The organism is Siccibacter colletis, from assembly GCF_000696575.1.
GTDB lineage: Bacteria > Pseudomonadota > Gammaproteobacteria > Enterobacterales > Enterobacteriaceae > Siccibacter > Siccibacter colletis.
Genome location: NZ_JMSQ01000007.1, coordinates 233,219 through 259,954 on the forward strand (window position 1 = coordinate 233,219; position 26,736 = coordinate 259,954).

Annotated in this window: 20 protein-coding genes and 1 pseudogene; 13 read left to right on the forward strand and 8 right to left on the reverse strand. The window is 59.4% G+C overall.

Annotated elements, in window-relative coordinates; all coding sequences use genetic code 11:
- The 9 genes from ET34_RS0110005 (at position 1) to ET34_RS0110045 (ending at position 10,504) form a co-directional block, all read left to right on the forward strand.
- Positions 1-642, forward strand: coding sequence for a DUF4310 family protein (locus ET34_RS0110005; protein WP_031521658.1), 642 nt, complete (start codon positions 1-3; stop codon positions 640-642).
- Positions 643-695: 53 nt separating this feature from the next.
- On the forward strand, positions 696-1,829 hold the full coding sequence (locus ET34_RS0110010; RefSeq protein ID WP_031521660.1) for an amidohydrolase/deacetylase family metallohydrolase: 1,134 nt from the start codon (positions 696-698) through the stop codon (positions 1,827-1,829).
- Positions 1,813-2,928: a DgaE family pyridoxal phosphate-dependent ammonia lyase gene (locus ET34_RS0110015; RefSeq protein ID WP_031521662.1), complete on the forward strand. Its 1,116-nt coding sequence runs from the start codon at positions 1,813-1,815 to the stop codon at positions 2,926-2,928. The genes ET34_RS0110010 and ET34_RS0110015 overlap by 17 nt, the downstream gene beginning before the upstream one ends.
- Positions 2,925-3,665, forward strand: coding sequence for a 2-dehydro-3-deoxy-phosphogluconate aldolase (gene dagF / locus ET34_RS0110020; RefSeq protein ID WP_031521664.1), 741 nt, complete (start codon positions 2,925-2,927; stop codon positions 3,663-3,665). The genes ET34_RS0110015 and dagF overlap by 4 nt, the downstream gene beginning before the upstream one ends.
- A 99-nt stretch (positions 3,666-3,764) precedes the next feature.
- A complete protein-coding gene (locus ET34_RS0110025) occupies positions 3,765-5,675 on the forward strand; it encodes a BglG family transcription antiterminator (protein ID WP_031521666.1) in 1,911 nt (636 codons plus the stop codon).
- 269 nt (positions 5,676-5,944) lie between these two features.
- On the forward strand, positions 5,945-6,781 hold the full coding sequence (xapA, locus tag ET34_RS0110030) for a xanthosine phosphorylase (protein WP_031521668.1): 837 nt from the start codon (positions 5,945-5,947) through the stop codon (positions 6,779-6,781).
- Positions 6,782-6,829: 48 nt separating this feature from the next.
- A complete protein-coding gene (tsgA, locus tag ET34_RS0110035) occupies positions 6,830-8,035 on the forward strand; it encodes an MFS transporter TsgA (RefSeq protein WP_031521669.1) in 1,206 nt (401 codons plus the stop codon).
- A 2-nt stretch (positions 8,036-8,037) separates the two neighbouring features.
- Positions 8,038-9,003, forward strand: a complete 966-nt coding sequence (locus ET34_RS0110040) for a LysR family transcriptional regulator (RefSeq protein WP_413783769.1) — start codon at positions 8,038-8,040, stop codon at positions 9,001-9,003.
- A 211-nt stretch (positions 9,004-9,214) separates the two neighbouring features.
- On the forward strand, positions 9,215-10,504 hold the full coding sequence (locus tag ET34_RS0110045) for a nucleoside deaminase (RefSeq protein WP_051640513.1): 1,290 nt from the start codon (positions 9,215-9,217) through the stop codon (positions 10,502-10,504).
- Positions 10,505-10,551: 47 nt separating this feature from the next.
- Here ET34_RS0110045 and nrdG read toward each other — a convergent pair whose 3' ends face one another.
- The 3 genes and pseudogenes from nrdG to ET34_RS20950 all read right to left on the reverse strand — a co-directional run bounded on the left by nrdG (position 10,552) and on the right by ET34_RS20950 (position 14,568).
- Positions 10,552-11,016, reverse strand: coding sequence for an anaerobic ribonucleoside-triphosphate reductase-activating protein (nrdG, locus tag ET34_RS0110050; RefSeq protein WP_031521683.1), 465 nt, complete (start codon positions 11,014-11,016; stop codon positions 10,552-10,554).
- A 242-nt stretch (positions 11,017-11,258) separates the two neighbouring features.
- Positions 11,259-13,391: an anaerobic ribonucleoside-triphosphate reductase gene (gene nrdD / locus ET34_RS0110055; protein ID WP_031521685.1), complete on the reverse strand. Its 2,133-nt coding sequence runs from the start codon at positions 13,389-13,391 to the stop codon at positions 11,259-11,261.
- A 297-nt stretch (positions 13,392-13,688) separates the two neighbouring features.
- A pseudogene (locus ET34_RS20950) lies at positions 13,689-14,568 on the reverse strand (LysR family transcriptional regulator).
- 102 nt (positions 14,569-14,670) lie between these two features.
- On the opposite strand from ET34_RS20950, the gene ET34_RS0110065 reads away from it, so the two are divergent.
- Positions 14,671-15,204 carry an NAD(P)H-dependent oxidoreductase gene (locus tag ET34_RS0110065; RefSeq protein WP_031521686.1) on the forward strand — a complete coding sequence of 178 codons (534 nt, stop codon included), beginning with the start codon at positions 14,671-14,673 and terminating at the stop codon, positions 15,202-15,204.
- A gap of 24 nt (positions 15,205-15,228) precedes the next feature.
- On the opposite strand, the gene treC is transcribed toward ET34_RS0110065, so the two are convergent.
- Positions 15,229-16,884, reverse strand: a complete 1,656-nt coding sequence (gene treC / locus ET34_RS0110070; RefSeq protein WP_031521688.1) for an alpha,alpha-phosphotrehalase — start codon at positions 16,882-16,884, stop codon at positions 15,229-15,231.
- Between the two features lie 274 nt (positions 16,885-17,158).
- Positions 17,159-18,106 (reverse strand): trehalose operon repressor TreR, encoded by a 948-nt coding sequence (treR, locus tag ET34_RS0110075; protein WP_031521690.1) that lies wholly within the window; start codon positions 18,104-18,106, stop codon positions 17,159-17,161.
- A 373-nt stretch (positions 18,107-18,479) separates the two neighbouring features.
- Between treR and mgtA the strand changes: the two genes are divergently transcribed.
- Entirely contained in the window at positions 18,480-21,191 is a 2,712-nt protein-coding gene (gene mgtA, locus ET34_RS0110080; RefSeq protein WP_035891133.1) for a magnesium-translocating P-type ATPase, read from the forward strand.
- A gap of 113 nt (positions 21,192-21,304) precedes the next feature.
- Positions 21,305-23,701 carry a beta-N-acetylhexosaminidase gene (locus ET34_RS0110085; protein WP_031521693.1) on the forward strand — a complete coding sequence of 799 codons (2,397 nt, stop codon included), beginning with the start codon at positions 21,305-21,307 and terminating at the stop codon, positions 23,699-23,701.
- Positions 23,702-23,789: 88 nt separating this feature from the next.
- Here the strand turns inward: ET34_RS0110085 and ridA are convergent, their stop codons facing one another.
- The 3 genes from ridA to pyrB form a co-directional block, all read right to left on the reverse strand.
- Positions 23,790-24,176 (reverse strand): 2-iminobutanoate/2-iminopropanoate deaminase, encoded by a 387-nt coding sequence (ridA, locus tag ET34_RS0110090; RefSeq protein WP_031521695.1) that lies wholly within the window; start codon positions 24,174-24,176, stop codon positions 23,790-23,792.
- Positions 24,177-24,284: 108 nt separating this feature from the next.
- On the reverse strand, positions 24,285-24,749 hold the full coding sequence (gene pyrI, locus ET34_RS0110095) for an aspartate carbamoyltransferase regulatory subunit (protein ID WP_031521697.1): 465 nt from the start codon (positions 24,747-24,749) through the stop codon (positions 24,285-24,287).
- Between the two features lie 13 nt (positions 24,750-24,762).
- Positions 24,763-25,698 carry an aspartate carbamoyltransferase gene (gene pyrB / locus ET34_RS0110100; protein ID WP_031521699.1) on the reverse strand — a complete coding sequence of 312 codons (936 nt, stop codon included), beginning with the start codon at positions 25,696-25,698 and terminating at the stop codon, positions 24,763-24,765.
- Positions 25,699-26,107: 409 nt separating this feature from the next.
- On the opposite strand from pyrB, the gene ET34_RS0110105 reads away from it, so the two are divergent.
- Positions 26,108-26,560 carry a NanQ anomerase/TabA/YiaL family protein gene (locus ET34_RS0110105; protein WP_031521700.1) on the forward strand — a complete coding sequence of 151 codons (453 nt, stop codon included), beginning with the start codon at positions 26,108-26,110 and terminating at the stop codon, positions 26,558-26,560.
- Positions 26,561-26,736: the final 176 nt, after the last annotated feature.

The window sequence follows — 26,736 nt, forward strand, 5'->3', positions numbered from 1 at the left end:
ATGGAAGAGAATAAAGGTTTCTGGTATGCCGACTGGTCGTTCCCGATCCTTGTCGGCCTGCTCTCCTCCGGCGTGTTTGCCGGGACGCACATGTACTACCTCTACGGTATCGGCGCGTTTAACGAAGTGGCGTTTGTGGCAATGCTGAAAGCGGGCATGGATACCGGCGTCTACGGCGCGGTGGCAGCGTTCGGTGCCAGCTTCCTGTTTGCGCGCATTATTGAGGGATCGCTGGTGGGTATCCTCGACATCGGCGGCGCGATTCAGACTGGCGTAGGTCTTGGTGTCCCGGCGCTGCTGCTGGGCGCAGGCTTCGTATTCCCGGTGGCGAACTTCGGTGCTTCGCTGGTGACCGGGCTGGTGATTGGTCTGGCGATTGGCTACCTGATTATCCTGGCGCGTAAGTTCACCATCAATCAGAGCGACTCCACCTATGGTGCCGACGTGATGATGGGCGCGGGCAACGCTTCCGGGCGCTTCCTTGGGCCGCTGATTATCCTCAGCGCCATGGCGGCATCCATTCCCATCGGTATCGGCTCGCTGGTCGGCGCCCTGGTGTTCTACCTGTGGCAGAAGCCGATCACCGGCGGCGCTATCCTCGGTGCCATGATCCTCGGGTCGATTTTCCCGGTAGCCCTTTAAGACCGCTGTCCCACGCGTGCATCGTCCGGCGCGTGGGTAAACAGGAGCCTCCTATGTATGATTTAATCCTGCGCCGCGCCCGTCTGGTGGACGATACCGTCATCGACATTGCGATTCAGGACGGCAAGATTGCCGCGCTGGGCGACATCACCGGCTCCGCGCGCAGCGAGCGCCAGCTGTCCGGCGACTACTACCTGAGCGCCGGCTGGATTGATTCCCACGTGCACTGCTACCCCAACTCACCCATTTACCACGACCAGCCCGACAGCGTCGGCATCGCCACCGGCGTGACGACCGTCGTGGACGCTGGCAGCACCGGCGCGGACGACATCGACGACTTTTATCAGCTCACCCGCCAGGTAGAAACCGAGGTCTACGCCCTGCTCAACATCTCGCGGGTTGGCCTTATCGCCCAGAACGAACTGGCGAACATGGCGAACATTGACGACGCGGCGGTACGCGAGGCGGTGACGCGTCATCCTGACTTTATCGTCGGCCTGAAAGCGCGCATGAGCAGCAGCGTCATTGGCAATAACGGCCTGAAGCCGCTGGTGCGCGCCAAAGCGATGCAGCAGGAGAACGGCGGCCTGCCGCTGATGGTGCATATTGGCAATACCCCGCCGGAGATCGATGAGATTGCCCCGCTGCTGGCGAGCGGCGACATCATTACCCACTGCTATAACGGCAAGCCGAACCGCATTCTGACGCCGGAAGGCGCGCTGCGCGCCTCGATTACCGACGCCCTGAAACGCGGCGTGCGGCTGGACGTAGGGCACGGCAGCGCCAGCTTCAGCTTTGCGGTAGCGCAGCAGGCCATCGCACTGGGCATCCTGCCGCACACCATCAGCTCGGACATCTACTGTCGCAACCGCATCAATGGCCCGGTGAAAAGCCTGGCGCACGTGATGTCGAAATTCCTCGCCATCGGCCTGTCGCTGCCGCAGGTGATTGAGTGCGTAACGCGCCACGCCGCCGACGGCCTGCGCCTGCGCCACAAAGGACGCCTCGAACCGGGCGCTGACGCCGACTTTACGGTGTTCGCCCTGCGTCGCCAGCCCGTCCTGTTTACCGATTCTGACCAGAACAGCCTTGCAGCCGAGCTGCAGCTGCTTCCGCTGGCCGCCGTGCGCGCCGGGAAGTGGTTCACCACCGAACAAGGGAGTGCGGAACATGCCTTCGATTTATGAGAAATATCAGCTAAAGCCGGTGATTAACGCCTCGGGGCGCATGACGGCGCTGGGCGTCTCCACGCCGCGGCCTGAGGTGGTCGAGGCGGTGACCACCGGCATGAATCACTACTTCGAGATGAAAGACCTGGTGGACAAAACCGGGGCGTACATCGCGCAGCTGCTTGAGGTGGAAGCGGCGACCGTAGTCTCCTGCGCCTCGGCGGGGATCGCCCAGTCGGTGGCGGCGATGCTGGTACAGGACAGCCAGTGGTTGCTGGAAAATCTGCACACCACGCCCATTGAGAACAACGAGATCGTGCTGCCGAAAGGGCACAACGTGAACTTTGGCGCGCCGGTCGGCACTATGGTGGCGCTGGGCGGCGGACGCGTGGTCGAAGCGGGCTACGCCAACGAATGCTCTGCCGATCAGCTGGCGGCGGCCATTACCCCGCGCACCGCCGCCATTCTCTATATCAAGTCCCATCACAGCGTGCAGAAAAGCATGCTCAGCGTGGAACAGGCGGTAGTCGTCGCCCGGAAGCACAACCTGCCGCTGATTGTGGATGCCGCCGCAGAAGAGGATCTGCACGTCTACTATCGCGCCGGGGCGGATCTGGTGATTTACAGCGGTGCGAAAGCCATTGAGGGGCCGACCAGCGGGCTGGTGATCGGCAAGCAGCAGTACGTCGAGTGGGTGAAGCGCCAGTCGGGGGGAATTGGCCGCGCCATGAAGGTTGGTAAAGAGGGCATCCTCGGCCTGACCTGCGCCATTGAACACTACCTCAGCGCCAGCAAAACCACCGGTGACGAAATGGTGGCGCGTATGACCTCCTTTATTGACGAACTTAACCGCCTGAACGGCGTGACCGCGCGCGTCGTCTGGGATGCTGCCGGACGCGACATCGCCCGCGCAGAGATCAAATTTGATGAAAGCGTAACCGGCATCGCCACCGGCGAGCTGGTCAGCGCTCTGAAGCGCGGCGAGTACGCCATCTATTTCCGCGGTTACAAAGCAAATGAAGGCATCATCGAAGCCGATGTGCGCAGCGTTACCGAAGATCAGCTGGCAATCATCGCCCGTAGCATCGCCGTTTTACTCCAGGAGACCCAGGCATGAAACTGACCCCCAATTTTTACCGCGACCGCATCTGTCTGAACGTGCTGGCCGGCTCGAAGGATAACGCGCAGGCGATTTACGAGGCGGCGCAGGGGCATGTGCTGGTGGGCGTGCTGTCAAAAAACTATCCGGACGTGGAGAGCGCGGTGGCGGATATGCGCGAGTACGCGGCGCTGATTGATAATGCGCTCTCGGTCGGGCTGGGGGCGGGCGATCCGAACCAGTCGGCGATGGTCAGCGAGATCTCCCGCCAGGTACAGCCGCAGCACGTCAATCAGGTATTTACCGGGGTGGGCACCAGCCGGGCGCTGCTTGGCCAGCAGGAGACCGTGGTGAACGGTCTTGTCTCGCCAACCGGCACGCCGGGAATGGTGAAAATCTCCACCGGGCCGCGCAGCAGTAAAACCCCGGACGGCATTGTGCCCGTAGAAACCGCCATCGCGCTGCTGAAGGACATGGGCGGCAGCTCCATCAAATATTTCCCGATGGGCGGGCTGAAAAGTGAAGCGGAGTACCGTGCGGTGGCGCAGGCCTGCGCTGAGCACGACTTCTGGCTGGAGCCGACCGGCGGTATCGATCTGGACAACGTCGAGGCGATCCTGCGCATTGCGCTGGAGGCTGGGGTGAGCCGAATCATTCCGCATATCTATAGCTCAATCATCGACAGCGCCACGGGCGATACCCGTCCGGATGATGTACGTCAGCTGCTGGAGATAACCAGAAGGCTGCTGGGCTAACGCCGCTTTGCATCGCGGCGCGTAATCCGTAACTATGGCTGTGACTACTGGCGGTACACCGGGTGCGATGGCGCGCCCGGGCAACGAGAGGAAACTGCAGTGCGATTCCCGAATCAACGTCTGGCTCAACTGTTTTCCCTGTTACAGAACGAGCCGCTGCCGCAGGATGAGCTGGCGCGCCGGCTCACCGTTTCCACGCGTACCGTGCGTGCCGACATCACTGCCCTGAATGAATTGCTGTTACACCACGGGGCGCAGTTTGTTCTCAGCCGCGGCACCGGTTACCAGCTAAGCATCACCGACGCCGGGCGCTATGCGGCGTTGCAGACCGCTCACCCGCGCCAGCTGCGCATCCCCCGCACCGGGCCGGAGCGCATCCACTATCTGCTGGTGCGCTTTCTCACCGCCGCCTACTCGCTGAAACTGGAAGACCTGGCCGAGGAGTGGTTTGTCAGCCGCGCCACGCTGCAGGGCGACATGGCCGAAGTGCGCGAGTGGTTCAACCGTTACAACCTTTCTATCGAGACGCGTCCGCGCCACGGCATGAAGCTGTTCGGTAGCGAGATGTCGATCCGTGCCTGCCTGACGGACCTGCTCTCCCGGCTCATTCAGGAGGACAGCGAGCATCCGCTGGTGAATAAGGAAGCGCTGAACGCCGGGGTGCCACAGCAGCTGGAGCAGGGGTTACAGGCCTGTTTTAACCACTACCGTATCCGGCTGACGGACGAGGGCGAGCAGTTTATCCGCCTCTACTGCGCCGTGGCGGTGCGGCGCATCAGCGAAGGTTTCCCGCTCTCGGATTTCACTGCGGATGACGTCGGGGATAACGTGCGCGAGGCCGCGCGCGACATCGCCGGGCTGCTGCAGACGTTGACCAGCAAAACGCTGTCGGAATCGGAAGAGCACTGGCTGCGCGTGCATATCGCGGCACGTCAGGTGCAGGATCTGGCCCCCAGCACCATCAGCGCCGACGATGCCGGTGCGCTGGTGAACTACATTCTGCGCTACATCAATACCCACTTTAATTACAACCTGCTGACCGACGCCCAGCTCCATGCCGACCTGCTCACCCACATCAAAACCATGATCACCCGGGTGCGCTACCAGATTTCGCTGCCCAATCCGCTGCTGAGCAACATCAAGCAGCACTACCCGCTGGCGTGGGATATGACGCTGGCGGCAGTATCCAGCTGGGGGAAATACACGCCGTACGCCATCAATGAAAACGAAGTCGGTTTTCTGGTGCTGCATATCGGCGTTGGGCTGGAGCGGCACTACAACATTGGCTATCAGCGCCAGCCGCAGGTGCTGCTGGTGTGCGACACCGGCAACTCCACGGTGCGCATGATTCAGGCAATGCTGCTGCGCAAGTACCCGCAGCTTGAGGTTACGCGCATTATCTCCCTGCGCGACTATGAGCAGCTCGCCAGCGTAGAGGAGGATTTTGTCATCTCTACGGCGCGCATCAGTGATAAAGACAAGCCGGTGGTGGTGATGTCGCCGTTCCCCACCGACTACCAGCTGGAGCAGATTGGTAAGCTGGTGCTGGTGGACCGCACCCGGCCCTGGATGCTGGAGAAGTATTTCGACGCCGGGCATTTCTGCATCATCGACGAGCCGATGGATCAGCAGGCGCTGTTCCACAGGTTGTGCGGAGCTTTAGAGCAGGAAGGCTTTGTTGATAGCGAATTCCTCGCCTCGGTGGTGGAGCGTGAAGCCATCGTCAGCACCATGCTCGGCGACAGCATCGCCCTGCCACACTCGCTGGGCCTGCTGGCCCACAAAACCGCGGTCTACACGGTACTGGCCCCGGAGGGCATTCCCTGGGGCGACGAAACCGCGCACGTCATTTTCCTGCTGGCGATCAGCAAGAGCGAATACGAAGAGGCGATGGCGATCTACGATCTGTTCGTCACCTTCCTGCGCGAGCGCGCCATGCCGCGCCTGAAAGCGTGCCGCAGCTTCGACGAGTTTAAAACCGTGGCGGTGGAGTGCGTCAGCCGGTTTTAAACCGGTACCAGGGCTTATGGTAACTAGTTGATCTTACGCTGTTATCTTGACGTTTTCGCCGTGAAGCGCATCACAAACCCGCCGCGTCACGGGATGCTGTTATTTGCCGCGCGTTAACAACAATTTTAACTAAACCACTGATTTTAATGCTTCAAAAACTCCGACTGCCTGTTTGATTCGATAATCGTATCGATCCCCCTGTTTAATGAATTGGTTTCGCCCGCCGCGGCTTCGCAGAATGGTGCAACATTCACTGTTCGGGAGTCGTTATGTCGTTATCACTCAGCAACAATTATCCCTTCTATGCCGCCGACCTGCTGCGCGCCGCGAAGCCAGGCTTCCAGCCGCGCATGGCGTTAATTCTGGGATCGGGCCTCGGGGCGCTCGCCGGGCAGATGGAGAACGTCACCACCCTCGCGTATGAAAAATTGCCGGGTTTCCCGGTCAGCACCGTGCAGGGCCATGCCGGGGAAGTGGTAATGGGTACCCTGCACGGCGTGGATATTATCTGCATGAAGGGCCGCGGGCATTTTTATGAAGGGCAGGGCATGGGCATTATGACCCACGCGGTGCGCACCTTCAGGCTGCTTGGCTGCGACTTCCTGCTTTGCACCAACGCTGCCGGCTCCCTCAATCCGGCCATCCCGGCCGGTAGCCTGGTGGCGCTGACCGACCATATCAACACCATGCCGACCTCACCGCTGGAGGGGCCGAACGACGATCGTTTTGGGCCGCGCTTCTTCAGCCTCGCTAACGCTTACGATGCAGAGCTGCGCGCCCGGCTGCACCTGTCCGCGCAGGCGCTCACGCTGCCGCTGCACGACGGGGTATTTGTCTCCTATACCGGGCCTAATTTCGAAACCCCGGCTGAAATTCGCATGATGCAACGAATGGGCGGCGATGTGGTGGGGATGTCGGTGGTGCCTGAGGTTATCGCCGCTCGCCACTGCGGCCTGAAAGTGCTGGCGGTCTCTGCCATCACCAATATGGCCGAAGGGCTGAGCGACGTGGCGCTGTCGCATGAGCAAACGCTGAAATGCGCCGCGCTGGTCACCGACGATTTTATGCGCCTCATCGGCCATTTCATTAAAAGCTACTCTCGCTAATCCGCTACCGGAGCGGGCATGGACAGGCCTGCTCTCAGGAGTTATGACATGACACAACAGCCTTTTTCACGCGGCAACCTGAATGCCATTTCTTATCTGAGCTATTACTTCGTCGGGGCGCTGGTTTCCACCCTCGGCATCGTGCTCTGGCCGTTATGCCAGGCGTTTAATAAAGATCCGAGTTTTATCGGCCAGGTCTTTACCCTGATGAATCTCGGCATGTTCGTGCCGATCATGCTGGGTGGTCTGCTGATGAAAAAATGGGGCCTGAAGATGCCGCTGGTTATCGCGGCTGCGGCCACGGTGGTCATCAGCGCCGTGCTTTTTATCACGCCGACGCTGACCATGTTCAGTATTGCGGTAGCGGGCATCGGCGCCTGCGGCGGGGTCTTCATGACCCTCGGCAGCTATCTGGTGGTGCGCATTAATCCGGATGAAAAGCGCCGCTCCGCCAGCCTCATCTTCACCGACTTCTTCTTCAGTCTGGCGGGTGCCACGCTCTCCTTTTTGCTGGCGTGGCTGTTTAAGCTGGGCGCAACCTGGATGGCGATGTACGGCATCATGGGGGCGCTGGGCGCGTTGATGCTGGCGTTAAGCCTGCGTTGTCGTTTTCCCACTACCGAAGATGAGCGCGCACCGTCCACGCCGCAAGCCAGCGCGGGTGAAGGGTGGGGCGCTGCGGTGTATCTGCTCTGCTTCGCGCTGTTCGCCTTTTTACTGGCAGAACCGATCTTCACGATGTGGACGCCGGGCTATCTGCAATCGCGTTTCACGCTGCCAGCCGAGGAAGCCGCGCTTTTTACCACGGTCTACTGGGTGACGAAGGCCATTGGCCTGTTCGTGAATCAGTTCACCGTAAAATGGATGCAGCTGCGCACCTTCCTGCTGATCTGTACCGTTGCCGGGCTGCTGGCTATCGCCATCATTGCCAACAGCACGAATACTACGCTGATCCTGGTCGCCTGCGGCGTGTTTGGCTTCTTCAATTCCGGGCTGTTTTCCGGACTGATGAGCTACGGCTCGCTGCAGATAAGCCAGAGTTCCCCAACCTTGCTGTCTGCGCTGCTGACCTGCGGTACGGTGGGAACGCTGGTGTTTGCCAGCGTCTCATCGCTGGTTAATCAGCAGTACGGAATACAGGCGGCGGTGAATACTTCCACCGTAGCCTATGGCGTCCTGCTGATAACGCTGATCGCCGCGGTGCTATGCAGCCGGGCAGAGCGGCTACACCGAAACGGGGCAACGGACATTTGACGATGTCTGAGCCGGAAGTGCATGATGACAATCCCTTTTTTCAACACGTCATTGCCATGCCCGAATTGAGTGCTAATAGTCGAATCAGCCTGCGGATGCTGCGCTATTTCCAGGTGCTGGCGGAAGAGCTGCATTTTGGACATGCCGCCGGGCGGCTGAATATTTCTCAGCCGCCGCTGAGCATGCAGATAAAAGAGCTGGAAGAGATTATGGGCTGTGCGCTTTTCGAGCGAACCAGCCGTAAGGTTGTGCTTTCGGCCACGGGCATCGCGCTGAAAGCCGAGGTGGACCGGTTGCTCAGCGCCACCGAGCAGTCACTGAACTATGTGCGACAGACCGGGCGTCACGCCCATCAGCGCATCCAGATTGGCATCATCGGCAGCGCGCTGTGGGGGGCGCTGCTGCCGCGGCTGAGTGCGTTTAAGCAGGATTATCCTGACGTGGTGTGGCAGCTTCATGAGCTGTCGCAGTTACAGCAAATCGACGCGCTAAAATCGCGCACCATCGACGTTGGTATTCAGCGCAACCTCACGGCACATACGGAAAGAGGCATTCACTGTCAGCTTATTTCCCATGAGTCGCTGCAGGTCGCCGTGCCGGAACAGAGCGCGCTCAGCCAGCGCAAGCGCGTGACCCTGAAGTCCCTCGCGCATCAGCCGTTCATCTCGCTCTCCTTCAGTCACAGTGATTTTGCCTCTCAGCTCTATGATTACTGTGTCAGCGCGGGCTTTTATCCGCATATCACCCACCAGGTACGTGAACCGCAGACCGCGCTGGCGCTGGTCAGTGCCGGCATGGGTATCGCGTTGCTGCCTGAAAGCTGCGCGTTAATTCAGTGGCCGGGCGTGACCTTTATTCCCCTGCGGGAAGCCATCCCGGCCGATCTCTATGCGCTCTGGTATGGAGAAAAACAGCCTGAAATCGTTAACCATTTTATTAATACGCTGGTTACTTCTGCGCTCTGTTAATTATCCGGAAAGCGTTCCGGAAAGATATTAATAAATATCCAGTCTGCCTCAGGAAAAGTAACCAGGTATTATTTGACCGGAAACTGTGCGTGCGCAGTCAGAATAAGAGAGGGCAGCGGATAAATACTATTCCGGTGCGCATATCGCGCCAGGGAATATTTATCCGCAAACACTTTTGATCTGACACTCATTCACATTAAGGGCAATGAAAATGGAAATTCGCCACTGTTCTCCGCTGGGCGCGACGTTATTATCGCAGACGTATGAATCGCTGGAAGACGCCGTAAACGAGGCTGCAAATCAGGCGGTTCGTGCTTACTGTCAGGGCACGTTCAGCGTCGGCGGCGTTATGCTCGACAAAAGCGGTAATGTGTTAAATGCACTGCATAATAACGTGGTGGAAGACGGGATGACATTCGATCCGACGGCCCATGGCGAGCGGCAGCTTATCGACTGGTATTATGATCAAATCTCTTCTGGCGCACTATTGCCGCCGCCGGAAGAAATTACTATCGTGACCTCGCTCGACCCGTGCTGTATGTGTTCCGGCTCGATCCTCAGCAGCGGTTTTAATGTCGTGTCTGCCGCCTTCGATACCTTTTCCGGCATTGATTACGACACCCTTGCCGATTTCCCCTCATTAGATCCTGCGTTACGCCCGGTAGCCCAGGCTACTTTCAGTTATCCAGAAGTGGGCGGCGACTCCTGTTTTGCGCGTCCTGCGACCTCGGCACCGCTACCTGCTTTTTTTAGCCAGACGGTGATTAATCAGAACACCCAGGCGCTGTGTTTATCCCTGTTTGAAGCCACGCTGTCCGGGGTTCAGGATACGGTGAATAACGATCTTCCGCCGGAGCTGTTGATTGATCCGGCGACGCTGGCACCTGACGATCCGCTGGTTATTGCGCTCAGAGATATCTATCCCCAGGCGCTCACCTATAAAGCGCCGTCACTGGGGACGCCGGACGCAGGTCTGGCGCCTTATCTGCTTGAAGCGGCAGCCATCGATGCTGAACGGGGCGGTAAGGGCAGCTCGGTAGCCTTTCTCGATTACTTCGGCAACCTGATGCTGTGCCTGCCCGGGAATCAGGTCCACTCCCCGGTGCAGACGCCGTTTATGCTGACTACCCGAAGCTGGGCGCAGCTGCGTCATCAGCTTTATCAGCAGGAAGGGGATCGCGTATTGCAGTATTTTGGTCATCCTAAATACGGCACTTTCGTGCTGACGCTGGGGCAGGATACTTCAGCATCCAGCCTTATTGATTTGGGAGCTTATGGGTCCACAATGGAAGAGGCGTTACCGGCAGAAAATCCGTGGTCACTGCAGTATGTCGTGCCCTCGATCCCGCAAAGCGCGTTGACGGCGTATTGCCAGGCGCTGCCGCCGCTTTACAGCCAGTCGATTGGCGTTATGCCACGGCAGGTCAGCGATCGGGCGCTGATTGATGCTGTGACGGAGGGGCTACCGCTGACAGCGCGACGTGGGGCAGTGGAAGCATAGCGGCCTGACTGCCAGCCTGAAGGCGGATACGCATGTCCGCCTTCACATTAGCGCAGCCGGTGCACAACCTGGTTGCTGCTGCCGCGCCAGATCAGGGCCGGGTCTTTCAGATCCTGCACAAATTTTCCATCCACCAGCACGTTGATAAGCTTCACCACCTTAAGCTGGGCACTGTTGAGCTCATCCAGCGTATAGCCCGTCCAGACCCAGATATCTTTCCCGCGGCATTCGGCGTGAACGCGCTGCACCAGATTGAGTATCGACGGTACGTTTTGCGGATGCAGCGGATCGCCGCCGGACAGCGACAGTCCCTGACGCTTGATACGCGTATCCTTGAGATCGGCGATAATGCGATCTTCCATTTCCGCAGTGAACGGCAGCCCGGAGTTGAGCCGCCAGGTGCTTTTGTTGTAGCAGCCAGGGCATTCGTGGATGCACCCTGCGACAAAAAGGGTGCAGCGGGTGCCGGGGCCGTTGACGATGTCTACAGGATAATACTGGTGATAATTCATTTTTCGCTTCTCAATTAACGCCATTACTGCGTTGGCTGCATTTGCTCACCCGGGTCACTTACTTATGTAAGCTCCCCGGGATTCGCGCATTTGCCGCCTTGTCCTGGCGTCAATTGCATTGCGAAAAGCAGCGCAGCTTTCCAGGGAAAGGTTACCCTCTCTGTAATTTTGCATCCCTGTACGCCGCGCTTTTGTAGGGTGGGTAAGCGCAGCGCACCCACCGCGTAACTGAACAAAACGGGTCAACCAATCTGCCCGTTTCCGAGATGCTTAACCCTGCGCTTCACCTCTTCCTGCTTGCCGGCGTTGAAGGGGCGCGCGTCGGGGCTACCGAGATAGCCACAAACGCGGCGGGTCACCGATACGCGTGAGGCGTCGTGATTGCCGCATTTCGGGCAGGTAAAGCCTTTGCTGGTGCACTCGAACTCACCGGTGAAACCGCACTCGTAGCACTCGTCGATAGGCGTGTTGGTGCCGTAATAGGGCACGTGCTGATAGCTGTAATCCCACACGTCTTCCAGCGCCTTCAGGTTGTGCTGAATATTCGGGTATTCGCCGTAACAGATGAACCCGCCGCTCGCCAGCGGCGGATAGGGCGCTTCGAAATCAATCTTGTCGTACGGGTTAACCTTCTTCTCTACGTCAAGGTGGAAGCTGTTGGTGTAGTAGCCCTTATCGGTGACGCCCTCCACCACGCCGAACTCGGCGGTGTCGAGGCGGCAGAAGCGGTCGCACAGGTTCTCACTCGGCGTGCTGTAGAGGCTGAACCCGTAGCCGGTCTCATCCTTCCACTGCTCCACCGCCTGACGCAGGCGTTCCACGATAGCCAGCGCTTTGGCGCGCAGCGCCTCACTGTCATAGACATGCTTGCCATACAGCGCGTTGATGGTTTCATGCACGCCGATATAACCCAGCGAAATGGACGCGCGGCCGTCTTTGAAAATCTGCGAAACGTCGTCATCCGCATTTAACCGCACGCCGCACGCCCCTTCCATGTAGAGAATGGGTGCCACCCGGGCTTTAACGCCCTCCAGCCGGGCGATGCGGGTCATCAGTGCTTTACGCGCCAGCGCCAGGCGGTTATCCAGCAGTGCCCAGAACGCGGCCTCGTCGCCTTTTGCTTCCAGCGCGATACGCGGCAGGTTAAGGCTGATAACCCCGAGGTTGTTGCGTCCGTCGTGGATCTGCTCGCCGTTCTCTTCATACACTCCGAGGAAGCTGCGGCAGCCCATCGGCGTTTTGAACGAGCCGGTAACCTTCACGACCTGGTCATAGTTGAGAATATCCGGGTACATGCGCTTGCTGGCGCACTCCAGCGCCAGTTGCTTGATGTCGTAGTTGGCATCGCCCGGCTTGTGATTCAGCCCGTCGCGGATGGCGAACACCAGCTTCGGGAATACGGCGGTTTTACGGTTTTTCCCCAGACCGGCGATGCGGTTACGCAGAATCGACTGCTGGATCAGGCGCGACTCCCAACGGGTGCCGAGGCCAAAGCCGAAGGTCACGAACGGCGTCTGGCCGTTGGCGGTATGCAGCGTATTGACTTCGTACTCCAGCGACTGGAACGCGTCGTAGCACTCTTTTTCCGTGCGGGCGTGGGCGTAGCCGTCCACGTCCGGGATATTCCATTCATGGGCAATCTGACGATGCTTCTCAAAGCTCTCGGTGACAAACGGGGCCAGCACTTCGTCGATGCGGTTAATGGTGGTGCCGCCGTAAATATGGCTCGCGACCTGGGCGATAATCTGTGCGGTAACTGCGGTGGCGGTGGAGATAGACTTCGGCGGCTCGATCTCGGCATTGCCCATCTTGAAGCCGCGCGTCAGCATGCCTTTGAGGTCGATGAGCATGCAGTTGAACATCGGGAAGAAGGGCGAGTAGTCGAGATCGTGATAGTGGATCTCGCCGCGTTCGTGGGCGAGCACCACATCGCGGGGCAAAAGGTGCTGGCGCGCATAGTGTTTGGCGACAATCCCGGCCAGCAGATCGCGCTGAGTTGGGATCACTTTGCTGTCTTTATTGGCGTTTTCGTTCAGGAGCGCCGGGTTGGTTTGCTCCACCAGGCCGCGGATCTCTTTGTTAAGGCGGCCCTGTTTCTCGCGGGCGATATCGCGGTCGTGTCGATACTCAATATAAGCGCGCGCCAGCTGCTTGTAGTTGCCCGCCATCAGCTGATTCTCCACCGCCGTCTGGATCTCATGAATGTCCACTTCACGACGATGCTGCATCTGACTGCTGACGATTTCCGCGACGGTGGCGCAATAGTCTGCGTCATCGACTCCCGCTGCCTGCGCTGCACGAAGAATCGCTTCGTGAATGCGCGCTAAATTGAAAGGTACTTTACACCCGTCTCGTTTCACTACATGCGGTGTCATGATCACTCCATATTAAGCACAGGTTATCCACAGAAACTCCGTCGCGCGGCATGAGGGCTATCTTCCGAATAAATCCTCAGTAACGGCGAAGCCGGCCCGTTTTATCCACAGCCTTGTGTCGGTTTCAACAAAGCCTGACTGGTGAAAGGGTAGCCTGAAATAACAAGATATTGGGCCGCGGTGGATTTTAATGTCTATATATAGTGATTTGCATCAAACAAGTTTGCGGTTTTATTGATGCAGGACAAAGCAAAGCGGCGAGCGCGCTCAGCATCTGCGCTGATGGATGCGAAATATTTACGCCGTGAATTTTTCGATTAAAAAATCGACGAATGCCCGCACCCGTGGGGCCAGGCGGTGGTTGGGATACTTCACCCACAGCGGCTGCGGCACGGGCCAGTAGGGCTCCATAAGCGGCACCAGGCGGCCTGCTGCGATGGGCGGCGCCAGATACCAGTCAGCGAGCGAGACGATGCCCATATCCGCCAGCGCCGCGTCGACCAGCACGTCGGGAAACGTGCTGATAAGAAACGCGTGCTGCTCTTCCATCGCCAGTTCGTCAGTAAGCCAGCTTTGCAGCTTGCCGTTGCCGGGGTTGCGGTGAACGAGGCAGCGGTGATGCAGCAGCTCCTGCAGGTGCTGCGGCGTGCCGAAGCGCGCCAGATAAGCGGGCGACGCGGCGAGCATCATGCGCATCGGGCGGATCTCGCGCGTCACTACCCGGCTGTCCTGTACGGTGCGCTGGCCGACCGCCACGTCTATCCGCTCGCCAATGAGGTTGACGCGGCGCGGGTCCATCGCCAGATCCAGCCGTACCTGCGGGTATCGCGCCTGAAACGCGGGCAAGGCTGGCATCAGCAGATAGCGACCAAAACCGGATAACGCTGACGCGCACCAGCCCTTGCGGCTCGTCGGCGGGTTTTTCCAGCGCCTGATTTAACGCGTGCCACAGCGGCGCCACCTGGTCACGCAGCGCCGCGCCTTCTTCCGTCAGGACTACAAAATGGGTGTTGCGCTGGAACAGCACACGACCAAGCCGCGCTTCCAGCTGGCGCACGCTTTTGCTCACGGCGGCAGGCGTCACGCCCAGCAGGCGCGCGGCGGCGGAAAAACTCTGGCTCTGCGCCGCGGCCAGAAAAGCCGGCAGCAGGCGATGCACGTCGGAAGTCAGCGTCATGGTTGATACCTTTGGTTGAAACAGATATGCCCGGAACCGCACTACAGGTTAATCCTGCGTCGTGCCAACATTACCTCAACAATACCGTTGAGGAGAGAAAAAATGAAAAAAGTACTGGTGCTGGCCGGGCACCGTTACCCGGATGAATCACGCGTTAACCACGCCGCTATCGAGGCGCTGAAGGCGCTGCCACAGGTGACCGTGCATGAGCTGATGCGCGAATACCCGGATTTCCGGATCGACGTGAAGCGCGAGCAGGCGCTGCTGCTGGCTCATGACGCGGTGGTAATGCTGTTTCCATTCTGGTGGTACAGCGCGCCCGCGATTTTAAAAGAGTGGCAGGATCACGTGCTGGAGCACGGTTTCGCGTATGGCAGCGGCGGTGACCGCCTGCATGGCAAACCGTTTATGCTGATGGTGTCGACCGGCGGCAACGCTCAGGCGTATTCGCCTCAGGGCTACAACCGGTATCCGATAGAGGAATTCTGGCTGCCGTTCCACGCGATGGCCAATATGACCGGCATGGTCTGGCAGACGCCCGCGCTGATTCAGGGCACGCATGTGCTGAGCGATGCCGATCTCGACGCGGGCGTGGCGCAGTGGCTGAGCCGCGTGAACGCGCTGGTCAGTAAATGATGCCCGGCGGGTGCCGGGTAACATTTACTGTTGCAGCCAAATCACGGCTTCAAAGGGGCGCAGGTTGAGTTCTGCGGGGGCAGGGGAGGCGTCCGGGTAGTTGCTCATCAGCACCTGCCAGTCACCGCTGAGGGCGTCCGGCATCCACTGCTGGCTGTCCCGGCTCAGGTTGGCGACCACCAGCAGCGTCTGGTCCTGCCACTCGCGACGGTAGCACCAGAGGTGCGGATGGTCGGGCAGCAGATCCTGATAGTTGCCCTGGGTGAAGACAGGCTGGGCTTTGCGCAGGCGGATCAGCGTCTGATAGGCGTGAAACACCGAGTCGGGGTCGCTCATCGCCGCCTCGGCATTAATGGACTGATAGTTATCGCACAGGCCGATCCACGGCGTGCCGGTGGTAAACCCGGCGTTAGCGCCTGCCGACCACTGCATCGGCGTGCGGCCGTTGTCCCGTGACTTATGGGCGAGGATCGCCAGCAGCTCTTCCGCCTGGCGGCCATGCCCACGCAGCTCAGCGAACATGTTGTGGCTCTCCACGTCGCGGTAATCGACAATGCGCGTAAAGTGCGGGTTGGTCATCCCCAGCTCTTCGCCCTGGTAGATATAGGGCGTGCCCTGCATACCGTGCAGCACCATCGCCAGCATTTTCGCGGCGGGCACCCGCAGTTCACCCTCATCGCCAAAACGCGACACGATGCGCGGCTGGTCGTGATTACACCAGAACAGCGCGTTCCACGCCCGGTTATGCATGCCCTGCTGCCAGTGGCTGAAGATGGCTTTCAGCGCCACGTAATCCGGCGCGGCAAGGGTCCACTTCTGCCCGCCGGGGTAGTCCACCTTCAGATGATGGAAATTGAAGGTCATTGACAGTTCGCTGCCGTCGAGGGCCGCGTAGCGCTGACAGTGCTCCAGCGTGGTCGAAGACATCTCTCCCACGGTCATCAGCCCGCGCGGCCTGAACACCTCGCGGCTGAACTCCTGCAGGTACTCGTGAATACGCGGCCCGTCGGTGTAAAACAGGCGACCATCTCCCGCCATGTCCGACGCAAACGCCTGATCTTTGGAGACCAGGTTGATCACATCCAGCCGCAGCCCGTCCACGCCGCGATCGGCCCAGAACGCACAGACCTTCTTTAATTCAGCGCGCACCTCCGGGTGTTCCCAGTTGAGATCGGCCTGCTCCGGGGCAAACAGGTGCAGATAGTACTCAGCGCTTTCGGCATGCCAGCGCCAGGCGCTGCCACCAAACTTTGAGCGCCAGTTATTGGGTGCCTGCTCTGGCGTGCCCTCGCGCCAGATATAGAACTGACGATACGCACTGGTTTTGTTCACCGCGTCATGAAACCACGCGTGCTGGGTGGAGGTGTGGTTAAACACCATATCGAGGATAATGCGGATCCCGCGATCGTGCGCCTCGGTCACCAGCCGATCAAAATCATCAAGCGTACCGTACGTCGGGTCGATGGCCGTGTAGTTCGCGACGTCATAGCCGTTATCCACCTGCGGAGAGATATAAAACGGGGTCAGCCAGATCGCATCCACGCCGAGGGTCTGCAGGTAGTCGAGGCGCTGGATCACCCCGGCCAGATCGCCGGTGCCGCTGCCCGTCGTGTCCTGAAAGCTCTTAGGATAGATTTGATAAATCACGCCGTGCTGCCACCAGGGCGGAACTGTTTTCATCTCGTTTTCCTGCATTGCTGAAGAGGGCGTTAGCACTGCCAGGGGCGACACCGGGCAACTGCCTCCGGGTTGTGAAAATCGCTGCGTCAGTAGCAAGCGTAGTCGGGTGCGCAGGGGTGAGCATCTGTTGAAAGGTAAAGAGTGCGTAATCAATGGTGCAGGGGATAAATAAGCAGGGTGATAACGAAGGAGTCAGGCAGAGGTTTGATTGAGAAGTGTTGGTGAGGGGATCGTTCCCGTTAAGGGGCGACAAAAATGAACAGCACGTAAAGGGTTAATTTAACGTGGCGGGGATCACTATCTGTTTCAGCTCAGCCTGACGCGTAATCTGGCCCATAAGCTGAACGGCGGCTTTACGCCCGGCTTCCGCATACCCCAGCGACACACCAACCAGATCCGGGTGCAAAAACGCAATCAGTGGGGTATAGCCGATGCTGGCCAGCTGAATACGCAGTTCCGGATGCTGATGCAAATATTTACCGGCACCAAGCGCCATGGTGTCGGTGCCACACACCACCGCGGTGGTATCCGGCGTCAACGTACGGGTAAAATTTTCATAGCTGTTCACCATCGTCAGGCCCGGCTGCACCACGTGCGGCGTGAGCTGATGGCGTGCGCAGAAGTCCAGATACGCCTGATGGCGACGCAGCCCGGTAGTGATGTCGCTGTCCGGGACGCCGAGGAAGCTGATATGGCGGTGCCCCATATCATACAGGCGCTGAAGCAGCAGCTGCATAGCACCCTCGTCGTCATAGCAGACCGACGCAAATCCCGGCGCATCGCGCGCCACCAGCACCAGCGATGGCTGCCACGGCTGCAGCATCTCCGGCGTTACCCCGCTGAAACCAAAAATCACCACCCCGTCGATATTGCGGCTGCGCAACATCCTGAGATGCTCGGCGATCAGTGCCGGAGAGAACTGGCTCTCCATCATGATCGGGTCATAGCCTTCGGCATAAAAGACCGGCAGCATGGTTTGCACCGCCAGGTTCTCCGACAGCGAATCGAGGCGCGTGACGATTATCGCCACCACCTTATCGCTCTGGCCGCGCATGGCACGTGCCGAGCGTGACGGCGAGAATCCCTGCTCCTGCATTACCGCTTCAACCCGCTCCCGGGTACGTTCATTGACGCCACTTTCGTTATTAAGCACCCGGGAGACGGTGGACTTTCCGACCCCGCTTAGTCGTGCTATGTCTTTGATAGTAAGCCTTTTATTCATCAGTTATTGGATGTCCTCTGTTAGCAATTTGATCACTGAAGGTAAACCTCCTGTTCTGAAAAACAAGGGGTAATGTCTGGTTTAGGAAGGGTTTAGAGAGACGTCAGTAATATACCCACACTTTATGGTGTCTTGCTGCCGCTCACCCGGCCGCAGGATTTCTTATGTTTTTACCGGAGGTGCTATGAATCCTGATCCTGCCCCCGACCCCGCAGGGGTAACGTTCTTCCGGTAATGCAGCCACGCTGCCTTGCCGGACTCCGCAAGGCAGCGACGTTTTTATTCCGTCCCTGCAACTCTGTTTGTGCTCAGGCACCGGCCTCGCCATGCCTGAAAAATAACGCGCACCGATTCCGGGCGCGGAGGGACAGCTATGTCTGTAAAAAATCTGACCCGGCAGCTGCTGGCGCAGCTCAGCCGCCATCTCCCTTATCGTCTGACGCACCGCGATCCGCTGCCGGACGGAAAGATCCTTAAGCGTACCGCGGTTCCCGCGTCGCTTTCCAGTGCCTGTCTGCGCTACGGCAAAGCAAGCCACGCCCAGCTGTGGGCCTTTTTCGGCAGCCATCCGGAAGGGCTCAATGCCCGGGAAGTGACCGCTGCCCGCGAGCGTCACGGTGAAAACGTCATTCCCGGCGAGCAACCCGCCCCGTGGTGGCGTCATCTGTGGCGCTGTTACCGCAACCCGTTCAACCTGCTGCTGACGGTGCTCGGCATCGTCTCGTATGCCACCGAAGACGGGTTTGCGGCGGGCGTGATTGGGCTGATGGTGGCTATCGCAACGCTGCTGAACTTCATTCAGGAGGCCCGCTCCACCCGCGCTGCTGATGCCCTGAAAGCGATGGTGACCAACACCGCCACGGTACGCCGCGTGCTGAACGATCTCGGCGAATATGACTGGCTTGAGATCCCGATAGATCAACTGGTGCCGGGGGATATCGTGAAACTGGCTGCCGGGGATATGATCCCGGCGGATCTGCGCGTGCTCAGCGCCCGGGATCTGTTTGTAGCCCAGGCGTCGCTGACCGGTGAATCACTGCCGGTGGAGAAAGTTGCCTCGACCCGCCATCCCGACCAGACCCACGCGCTGGAGAGCGATACCCTGTGCTTTATGGGCACTAACGTAGTGAGCGGCACAGCGCAGGCGATGGTTATCGCTACCGGGGCCAATACCTGGTTTGGTCAGCTGGCCGGGCGGGTAAGCGGCCAGGAGAGCGAACCCAACGCTTTCCAGCAGGGCATTGGTCGCGTCAGCATGCTGCTGATCCGCTTTATGCTGGTGATGACCCCCGTGGTGCTGCTGATCAACGGCTTCACCAAAGGTGACTGGTGGGAAGCGGCGCTGTTCGCCCTGTCGGTGGCGGTCGGCCTGACGCCGGAGATGTTACCGATGATCGTCACCTCGACTCTGGCGCGCGGCGCGGTGAAGCTGTCGAAGCAGAAAGTGATCGTCAAGCATCTGGATGCTATCCAGAATTTTGGATCAATGGATATTCTCTGCACTGACAAGACCGGCACGCTGACCCAGGATCGCATCATGCTGGAAACGCACACGGATATCGCCGGGAACCGCTGCGATCGGGTGCTGGAAAACGCCTGGCTGAACAGCCACTACCAGACCGGCCTGAAGAATCTGCTTGATGTGGCGGTCCTGGAGGGGCTGGATGAGGCCCGCGCCCGTGAAGCCGCGGCATGCTGGCAGAAAGTGGATGAGATCCCCTTTGATTTTGAACGCCGGCGCATGTCGGTGGTGGTCTCCCGGGAGGCGCAGACGCACCAGCTGATCTGCAAAGGCGCGCTGGAGGAGATCCTCAGCGTCTGCACCCACGCCCGGCAGGGTGACGACGCCGTGGTGCTGGATGCGGCCCGGCTGGAGAACGTGCGCCGCGTTACAGACGATCTGAACCGGCAGGGGCTGCGCGTGGTGGCGGTTGCCACCCGTCAGCTGCCGGCGCGCGCAGGAGATTACAGCCGTGTGGATGAGTCGGATCTGATCCTCGAAGGCTACATTGCTTTCCTCGATCCGCCGAAAGAGAGCACCGCACCGGCGCTGAAAGCCCTGCACGCCAGCGGGATCGCGGTGAAGATCCTCACCGGTGACAGTGAGCTGGTGGCGGCCAAAGTGTGTCGCGACGTCGGGCTGGTCACCGGTGACGTGGTGACCGGCGCCGGGCTGGATGCCATGCGCGATGAGGAACTGGCCGCGCTTGCCAGACGCACCACGCTGTTTGCCCGTCTGACGCCGCTGCAAAAAGAGCGCATTGTGCATCTGCTGCGCGAAGAGGGCCATGTGGTGGGCTTTATGGGTGACGGCATCAACGATGCGCCCGCGCTGCGCGCGGCGGATATCGGGATTTCCGTGGATGGCGCGGTGGATATTGCCCGCGAAGCCGCCGATATCATTCTGCTGGAAAAAAGCCTGATGGTGCTTGAAGAAGGGGTTCTCGAAGGGCGGCGCACCTTTGCCAACATGCTGAAATACATAAAAATGACTGCCAGCTCTAACTTCGGCAATGTGTTCAGCGTACTGGTGGCCAGCGCCTTCCTGCCGTTTCTGCCGATGCTGCCGCTGCATCTGTTGATCCAGAACCTGCTCTACGATGTGTCCCAGGTGGCGATCCCGTTCGATAACGTTGATGAGGAGCAGATCCGCACGCCGCAGCGCTGGAACCCGGCCGATCTCGGACGCTTTATGCTGTGCTTTGGCCCGATCAGCTCGCTGTTCGACATCATTACCTTCTGCGTGATGTGGTGGGTGTTCCAGGCCAACGTGCCGGAGGCGCAGACCCTGTTCCAGTCCGGCTGGTTTGTGGTCGGGCTGCTCTCCCAGACGCTGATTGTGCATATGATCCGCACCCGCCGCGTGCCGTTCCTGCAAAGCCGCGCCGCCTGGCCGCTGATCGTCATGACGCTGCTGGTGATGTCAGTGGGTATCACGCTGCCGTTTACACCGCTGGCCGGCTGGCTGCATCTGCAGGCGCTGCCGCTCAGCTACTTCCCGTGGCTGGTGGGAATTCTGGCGGGCTATATGGTCATGACGCAGTGGGTGAAAGGGATCTACACCCGCCGATTTGGCTGGCAGTAATCTCATAAATGGCGAGATGTTATAGTGCTCTCGCCATTAGCTTGATGAATAGTCCCTGGCATGGTAACTGATTGTTTTTGCCGCATCTGGCCCGTCAGAAAAAAGGAACTGCTATGGTCTTTCCGCGTCGTTTAGTGCTGTTGCTCTGCTCATTAATGACCGCTTATCCGGCGCTGGCTGCCCCCGCCGGCGATCTGCCGCTGATGCCCTGGCCGCAAAAGGTTGAACGACCGGCAGGCCAGGGTGAGCTGGTCCTGAACAATGCGGTAACCATTGCGGTACGCGGCGATGATATGGGCGACGCGGTTGAGCGGTGGCGCGAGCGTATCGCACGTCAGACCGGCTGGGTGCTGAAACCGCAGCCGGCCCAGCCTGGCGCACCGACCATTAGCATCGTTATCAAACAAAAAGTGGCGGCGGTTCCGCAGGCAGACAGCGACGAGCGCTATCAGCTGAGCGTGACCTCCGACGGCGTCAAGCTCACCGCGAATACCCGTTTTGGTGCGATGCGCGGCATGGAGACGCTGCTACAGCTTATTCAGAATGGTCCCCGCCATACTGCGATCCCACTGGTGTCGATTGAGGACGTGCCGCGCTTCCCCTGGCGTGGGCTGCTGCTTGATTCGGCGCGTCACTTTATGCCGCTGCCGGATATTCTGCGCCAGCTGGATGGCATGGCCGCGGCGAAGCTCAATGTCTTTCACTGGCATCTGACGGACGATCAGGGCTGGCGTTTCGCCTCGGCCCGCTATCCGAAGCTGCAACAGCACGCCAGCGACGGGCAATTCTACACCGCAGAGCAGATGCGCGAGGTAGTGCGCTACGCTGCGGCGCGCGGTATTCGCGTGGTGCCGGAAATCGATCTGCCGGGGCACGCTTCGGCTATCGCCGTTGCTTATCCCGAGCTCATGAGCGCCCCCGGTCCGTATGAGATGGAGCGCCGCTGGGGCGTGCTCAAGCCGGTACTCGACCCGACGAAGGAGGCGACCTGGACCTTTATCGATGCGCTGGTCGGGGAACTGGTTGCCATTTTCCCCGATGGCTATCTGCACATTGGCGGCGATGAGGTGGACGATAGCCAGTGGAAAGCGAACCCGGCGATTCAGAACGTCATGAAAGCGAAAGGGCTGGCAGACAGTCACGCGCTTCAGGCGTGGTTCAATCAGCGCGTGGAGAAGATCCTTGAAAAACATCAGCGCCGCATGGTGGGCTGGGATGAGATTTTCCATCCTGACCTGCCAAAAAGCATTCTGATCCAGTCCTGGCAGGGGCAGGACGCCCTCGGCAATATCGCCAGCCAGGGTTACAAGGGCATCCTTTCTACCGGATTCTATCTTGACCAGCCACAGTCGACGGCCTATCACTACCGCAATGAGGTGTTGCCGCAGGGGCTGCATGATGTGGATGTGATTGCTGCTGACGACAGCGCGCAGAGCTGGGCCTTTACCCTGCCGCGTCTCAAGGGCAGCCCGGTTGAGGGCAGCTTTACGCTGATTAATCACCCGCAGCACGGCTGGCGCGGCTTTATTGATTTTAACGGCAAGTCGCGTCGCGCCCTGCACGACATTCAGTGGCTCAGCGATACGCAGCTGACGTTTCGGGTTGATACCTGGATGGGCGATACCCAGGCGGTGTTTACCCTCAACGATCGGCAGCTCAGCGGCTACACGCTGCTCGGTAACGCACGCTATCCCACTACCGGCAGCAAACTGGATGCGGTGCCAGCCGGACGGGCGCCGGTGGTGCCGTCCATAGCCCAGAGCAGCAATATTATTGGCGGTGAAGCGGCGCTATGGGCGGAAAATGTGGTTGCGCCGGTGCTGGATATCAAACTCTGGCCGCGTGCTTTTGCCGTCGCTGAACGACTCTGGTCTGCGCAGGACGTTAACGACGTCAGCAATATGTATCAGCGCCTGGAGGCCATCGACAGCTGGAGTACGGTATCGGTAGGGCTGCGCCAGCATACTCAGCAGGTGGAGCAGTTCACCCGTCTTGGCGGCAGCCGCGGCGTGCTGCCGCTGCAAATTCTCGCGCAGGCCATCGAGCCGGCGCAGTATTACACCCGACAGCATCTCAAATTCCAGGCGGGAAATTACCATCAGTTTGAACCGCTCAACCGTTTTGCCGATGCGTTACCCGCCGAGAGCGAGGAGGTGCGCCAGATCAACGGCTGGGTCAGCGCGCTGATTGCCGACCCGGAGAGCAGCGAAAGCGCCGGGGCGCTGCGCCACGTATTCAGCCGCTGGCAACATAACGTGCCGGACGTGCTGGCGCTGACGAGCGAGAATTATCAGCTGGCGGCGCTGAAGCCGGTGGTACAGGACGTTGAGACGCTGGCGGGGCTGGGTATTCGGCTGGTGGATGTGGTGGCCCGACAGGGAACGCTGAACCCGGACGAGCGCGCCGTGATCCAGAAACAGCTCGACAGCGCGGCGCTCACCCGCGATGAAGTGGTGATCGCGGCCGTGACGCCGCTGCAGCGCTTGCTGAATGCGACGGTTGCGGAATAAGGCTTTTCACTCTGCCCGCTGGCGGGGAGGGAAGGCCGTCGCCCGTAAAAAAGGCCACCGCGGTGGCCTTTTTCCTGAGTGCTCGCGCTTAGCGACGCACCGCGATGGCTTCAATTTCAATCTTCACGTCTTTTGGCAGACGGGCCACTTCCACACAGGAGCGCGCCGGGAAGGTGGCGTTGTGCTCGGTGAAGAACGCTTCGTACGTAGCGTTAACGGTGGCGAAATCATTAAGATCTTTGACGAACACGGTGGTTTTTACGATATCGCCCACTTTCAGGCCAGCCGCTTCCACAATCGCCTTAACGTTATCCAGCGACTGACGCGCCTGCGCGGCGATGTCGTCCGGCACGGTGCCGGTTTTCGGATCCACCGGGATCTGACCGGAAGTGATGATCATATTGCCCAGATCGACGCCCTGAACATACGGGCCGATAGCTGCGGGTGCATTTTCCGTCGCGAGAGTGCGGGACATAATTTCTCCTGAAGTTAGCTGCAGTGGGTAAGACTCGGGTCATTATACACATCATCATTGCGGCTGCACGGCTGGCAAAAAGCCCTCGCGCCGCCGCAAATGCGGCTGTTAGCCGTTAGCCAGTACCACGTGATGCGAGAACTCTTTCTCGCAGTATTTGCACTTGAGGGCGATATCCCCGGCACGCTGTTTCACGCCGAAGCTGGAGGCCACCGGCTCGTTGCGGCTGATGCAGTTGCCGTTCGGGCACACCAGCACGCCAACAATACGCTCCGGCAGGCTCGGGCGGCTTTTGCCCACCACGTCGTAGTCGTCGATCCGGTTAACCGTTGCCTGCGGGGCATACAGCGACAGCTGGTTTACCTGCTCGTCGGTCAGGAAGGTGTTCTCGATTTTAATCAGATCCTTGCGGCCCATCTCACCGGACGGCAGGTTGAGGCCGATGGTGATGCGCTGGTCGGTTTCGGTGAGCTTAAACAGGGTGAGTAGCTTGAAGCCGACCTGGGCCGGAATATGGTCAATCACCGTGCCGCGTTTGATGGCTTCAACCTGAAGTTTATTGTCGTGTGTCATGTGCATTCTCCCCTTACAGCGCCAGATCGCGATTCAGAACCAGCGCCAGCAGTGCCTGGCGCGCGTAAATACCGTTGCCCGCCTGCTGGAAATACCAGGCGTGCGGCGTTTTATCCACGTCGGTGGTGATCTCATCCACGCGCGGTAGCGGATGGAGCACCTTCATGTTGTCGCGCGCGCCCTGCAGATCGGCCGCGCGCAGCACAAACTGCGCTTTCACGTTGGCGTACTCCGACGGGTCGAGACGCTCTTTCTGCACGCGGGTCATATAGAGAATGTCCACTTGCGGCATCACCTCGTCGATAGTGTCATGCAGGCTCCAGGCGATGCCCTTCTCATCAAGCATATCGAGAATGTACTGCGGCATCGCCAGCGCGCCCGGCGCGATAAACCAGAAGCGGTTGCCGCTGAACTTCGCCAGCGCCTGGGTGAGCGAGTGCACGGTGCGGCCATACTTCAGGTCGCCGACCATCGCAATGTTCAGGTTTTCGAGGCGCCCCTGTGTTTCCTGAATGGTGAACAGATCGAGTAGCGTCTGGGTCGGATGCTGGTTTGCGCCATCGCCCGCGTTCAGCACCGGCACGCCGCCGGAAAACTCGGTTGCCAGACGCGCCGCGCCCTCCTGCGGGTGGCGCATCACGATGGCATCCACATAGGTGCCGATAACCGAAATGGTATCAGCGAGGGTTTCGCCCTTTTTGCCCAGCGAGGTGTTGCTGCTGTCCGAGAAACCTACCACCGACGCGCCCAGGCGATGGATCGAGGTTTCAAACGACAAACGGGTGCGGGTCGAGGCCTCAAAGAAGCAGCTGGCGATCACCTTATGCTTCAGCAGCTCCGGCTGCGGGTTCGCTTTCAGCTTTGCAGCGGTCGCCAGCACCAGTTCAAGTTCTTCACGACTGAGATCGTTTATGGAAATGATGTGTTTCTGATAAAGCGGATTCGTCATGGTTGTCTCCTGAACGCCGGGCAAAAAAAAGCCCCTCAACGAGGGGCTTCAGTAATGGGGTAATGCAGCGGAAAGAAAAAATGGGGCTGCTGCGCCAGCGCTGTGGCGACGCGACAAGACGGATTGTTCAGTCAACAGAACCATGCTTCCTCCCGGCAAATTGCCCGGCATTATACCCGCCTGGGATCGCATATCAAGGATCGAACGCACATTCCCGGTAAGCTAATCGATTACCTTGCATAAAAAATCATTAATAGTGAATAAATCAGGCAGGCGTCGGGCAAGGCTCAGGGCAGCTATCTGTGGAAATATGCGCTGGCGCAGGTTTAGCGCATAAAGCACTGGTACGAATGCGGCATTCCTCGTATAACGGTGAAAATGAAACATCGTTTTAATTAAGGGGTAAATCATGCTGACTGGAAATATTAACGTTCTGCGTCCGTGGCTGCAGGCGGATCTGCGCGAGGCGATTGAGTGGGTGAAGCAGAACATCACCGACGCGACGCCGCTGGGTAAACATGACATCGACGGCAACCGCCTGTTCTGCCTGGTATCCGAAGACAGCACCCAGCCGATCGCCGAGCGCCGTGCCGAGTACCACGCCCGCTATCTGGATATTCAGATTGTCATGCGCGGCACCGAAGGCATGACCTTCAGCACGCTGCCGGCCGGTACGCCGGACACCGACTGGCTGGCGGATAAGGACATCGCGTTTCTGCCGGAAGGCGAGCAGGAGAAGACCTTCGTGATGCAGAAAGGGGATTTCGTGGTGTTCTGGCCGGGCGAAGTTCACAAGCCGCTGTGCGCCGTGGGCGCGCCCGCCACCGTGCGTAAAGTCGTGGTGAAAATGCTGGTGGCGTGAGGTTGATGGCTGCTGGCGGGTGCGCTGCGCTTACCCGCCCTACAAACTATCCCGTAGGGTGGATAAAAATCGTAGGGTGGGTAAGCGTCAGCGCACCCACCATTAAAACCGAGTGCAAAATCGTAGGGTGGGTAAGCGCCAGCGCACCCACCATAAAAACCGAGTGCAATATCGTA

What these genes read in the sequence shown, in the direction of transcription:
- ridA (WP_031521695.1), bottom strand. Translation starts at nt 24,176, where the DNA reads ATGTCCCGCACTCTCGCGACGGAAAATGCACCCGCAGCTATCGGCCCG.
- ET34_RS0110005 (WP_031521658.1), top strand. Translation starts at nt 1, where the DNA reads ATGGAAGAGAATAAAGGTTTCTGGTATGCCGACTGGTCGTTCCCGATC.
- ET34_RS0110105 (WP_031521700.1), top strand. Translation starts at nt 26,108, where the DNA reads ATGCTGACTGGAAATATTAACGTTCTGCGTCCGTGGCTGCAGGCGGAT.
- pyrI (WP_031521697.1), bottom strand. Translation starts at nt 24,749, where the DNA reads ATGACACACGACAATAAACTTCAGGTTGAAGCCATCAAACGCGGCACG.
- pyrB (WP_031521699.1), bottom strand. Translation starts at nt 25,698, where the DNA reads ATGACGAATCCGCTTTATCAGAAACACATCATTTCCATAAACGATCTC.
- treC (WP_031521688.1), bottom strand. Translation starts at nt 16,884, where the DNA reads ATGAAAACAGTTCCGCCCTGGTGGCAGCACGGCGTGATTTATCAAATC.
- treR (WP_031521690.1), bottom strand. Translation starts at nt 18,106, where the DNA reads ATGAATAAAAGGCTTACTATCAAAGACATAGCACGACTAAGCGGGGTC.
- ET34_RS0110065 (WP_031521686.1), top strand. Translation starts at nt 14,671, where the DNA reads ATGAAAAAAGTACTGGTGCTGGCCGGGCACCGTTACCCGGATGAATCA.
- nrdG (WP_031521683.1), bottom strand. Translation starts at nt 11,016, where the DNA reads ATGAATTATCACCAGTATTATCCTGTAGACATCGTCAACGGCCCCGGC.
- tsgA (WP_031521669.1), top strand. Translation starts at nt 6,830, where the DNA reads ATGACACAACAGCCTTTTTCACGCGGCAACCTGAATGCCATTTCTTAT.
- dagF (WP_031521664.1), top strand. Translation starts at nt 2,925, where the DNA reads ATGAAACTGACCCCCAATTTTTACCGCGACCGCATCTGTCTGAACGTG.
- nrdD (WP_031521685.1), bottom strand. Translation starts at nt 13,391, where the DNA reads ATGACACCGCATGTAGTGAAACGAGACGGGTGTAAAGTACCTTTCAAT.
- ET34_RS0110010 (WP_031521660.1), top strand. Translation starts at nt 696, where the DNA reads ATGTATGATTTAATCCTGCGCCGCGCCCGTCTGGTGGACGATACCGTC.
- mgtA (WP_035891133.1), top strand. Translation starts at nt 18,480, where the DNA reads ATGTCTGTAAAAAATCTGACCCGGCAGCTGCTGGCGCAGCTCAGCCGC.
- ET34_RS0110085 (WP_031521693.1), top strand. Translation starts at nt 21,305, where the DNA reads ATGGTCTTTCCGCGTCGTTTAGTGCTGTTGCTCTGCTCATTAATGACC.
- ET34_RS0110015 (WP_031521662.1), top strand. Translation starts at nt 1,813, where the DNA reads ATGCCTTCGATTTATGAGAAATATCAGCTAAAGCCGGTGATTAACGCC.
- ET34_RS0110045 (WP_051640513.1), top strand. Translation starts at nt 9,215, where the DNA reads ATGGAAATTCGCCACTGTTCTCCGCTGGGCGCGACGTTATTATCGCAG.
- xapA (WP_031521668.1), top strand. Translation starts at nt 5,945, where the DNA reads ATGTCGTTATCACTCAGCAACAATTATCCCTTCTATGCCGCCGACCTG.
- ET34_RS0110040 (WP_413783769.1), top strand. Translation starts at nt 8,038, where the DNA reads ATGTCTGAGCCGGAAGTGCATGATGACAATCCCTTTTTTCAACACGTC.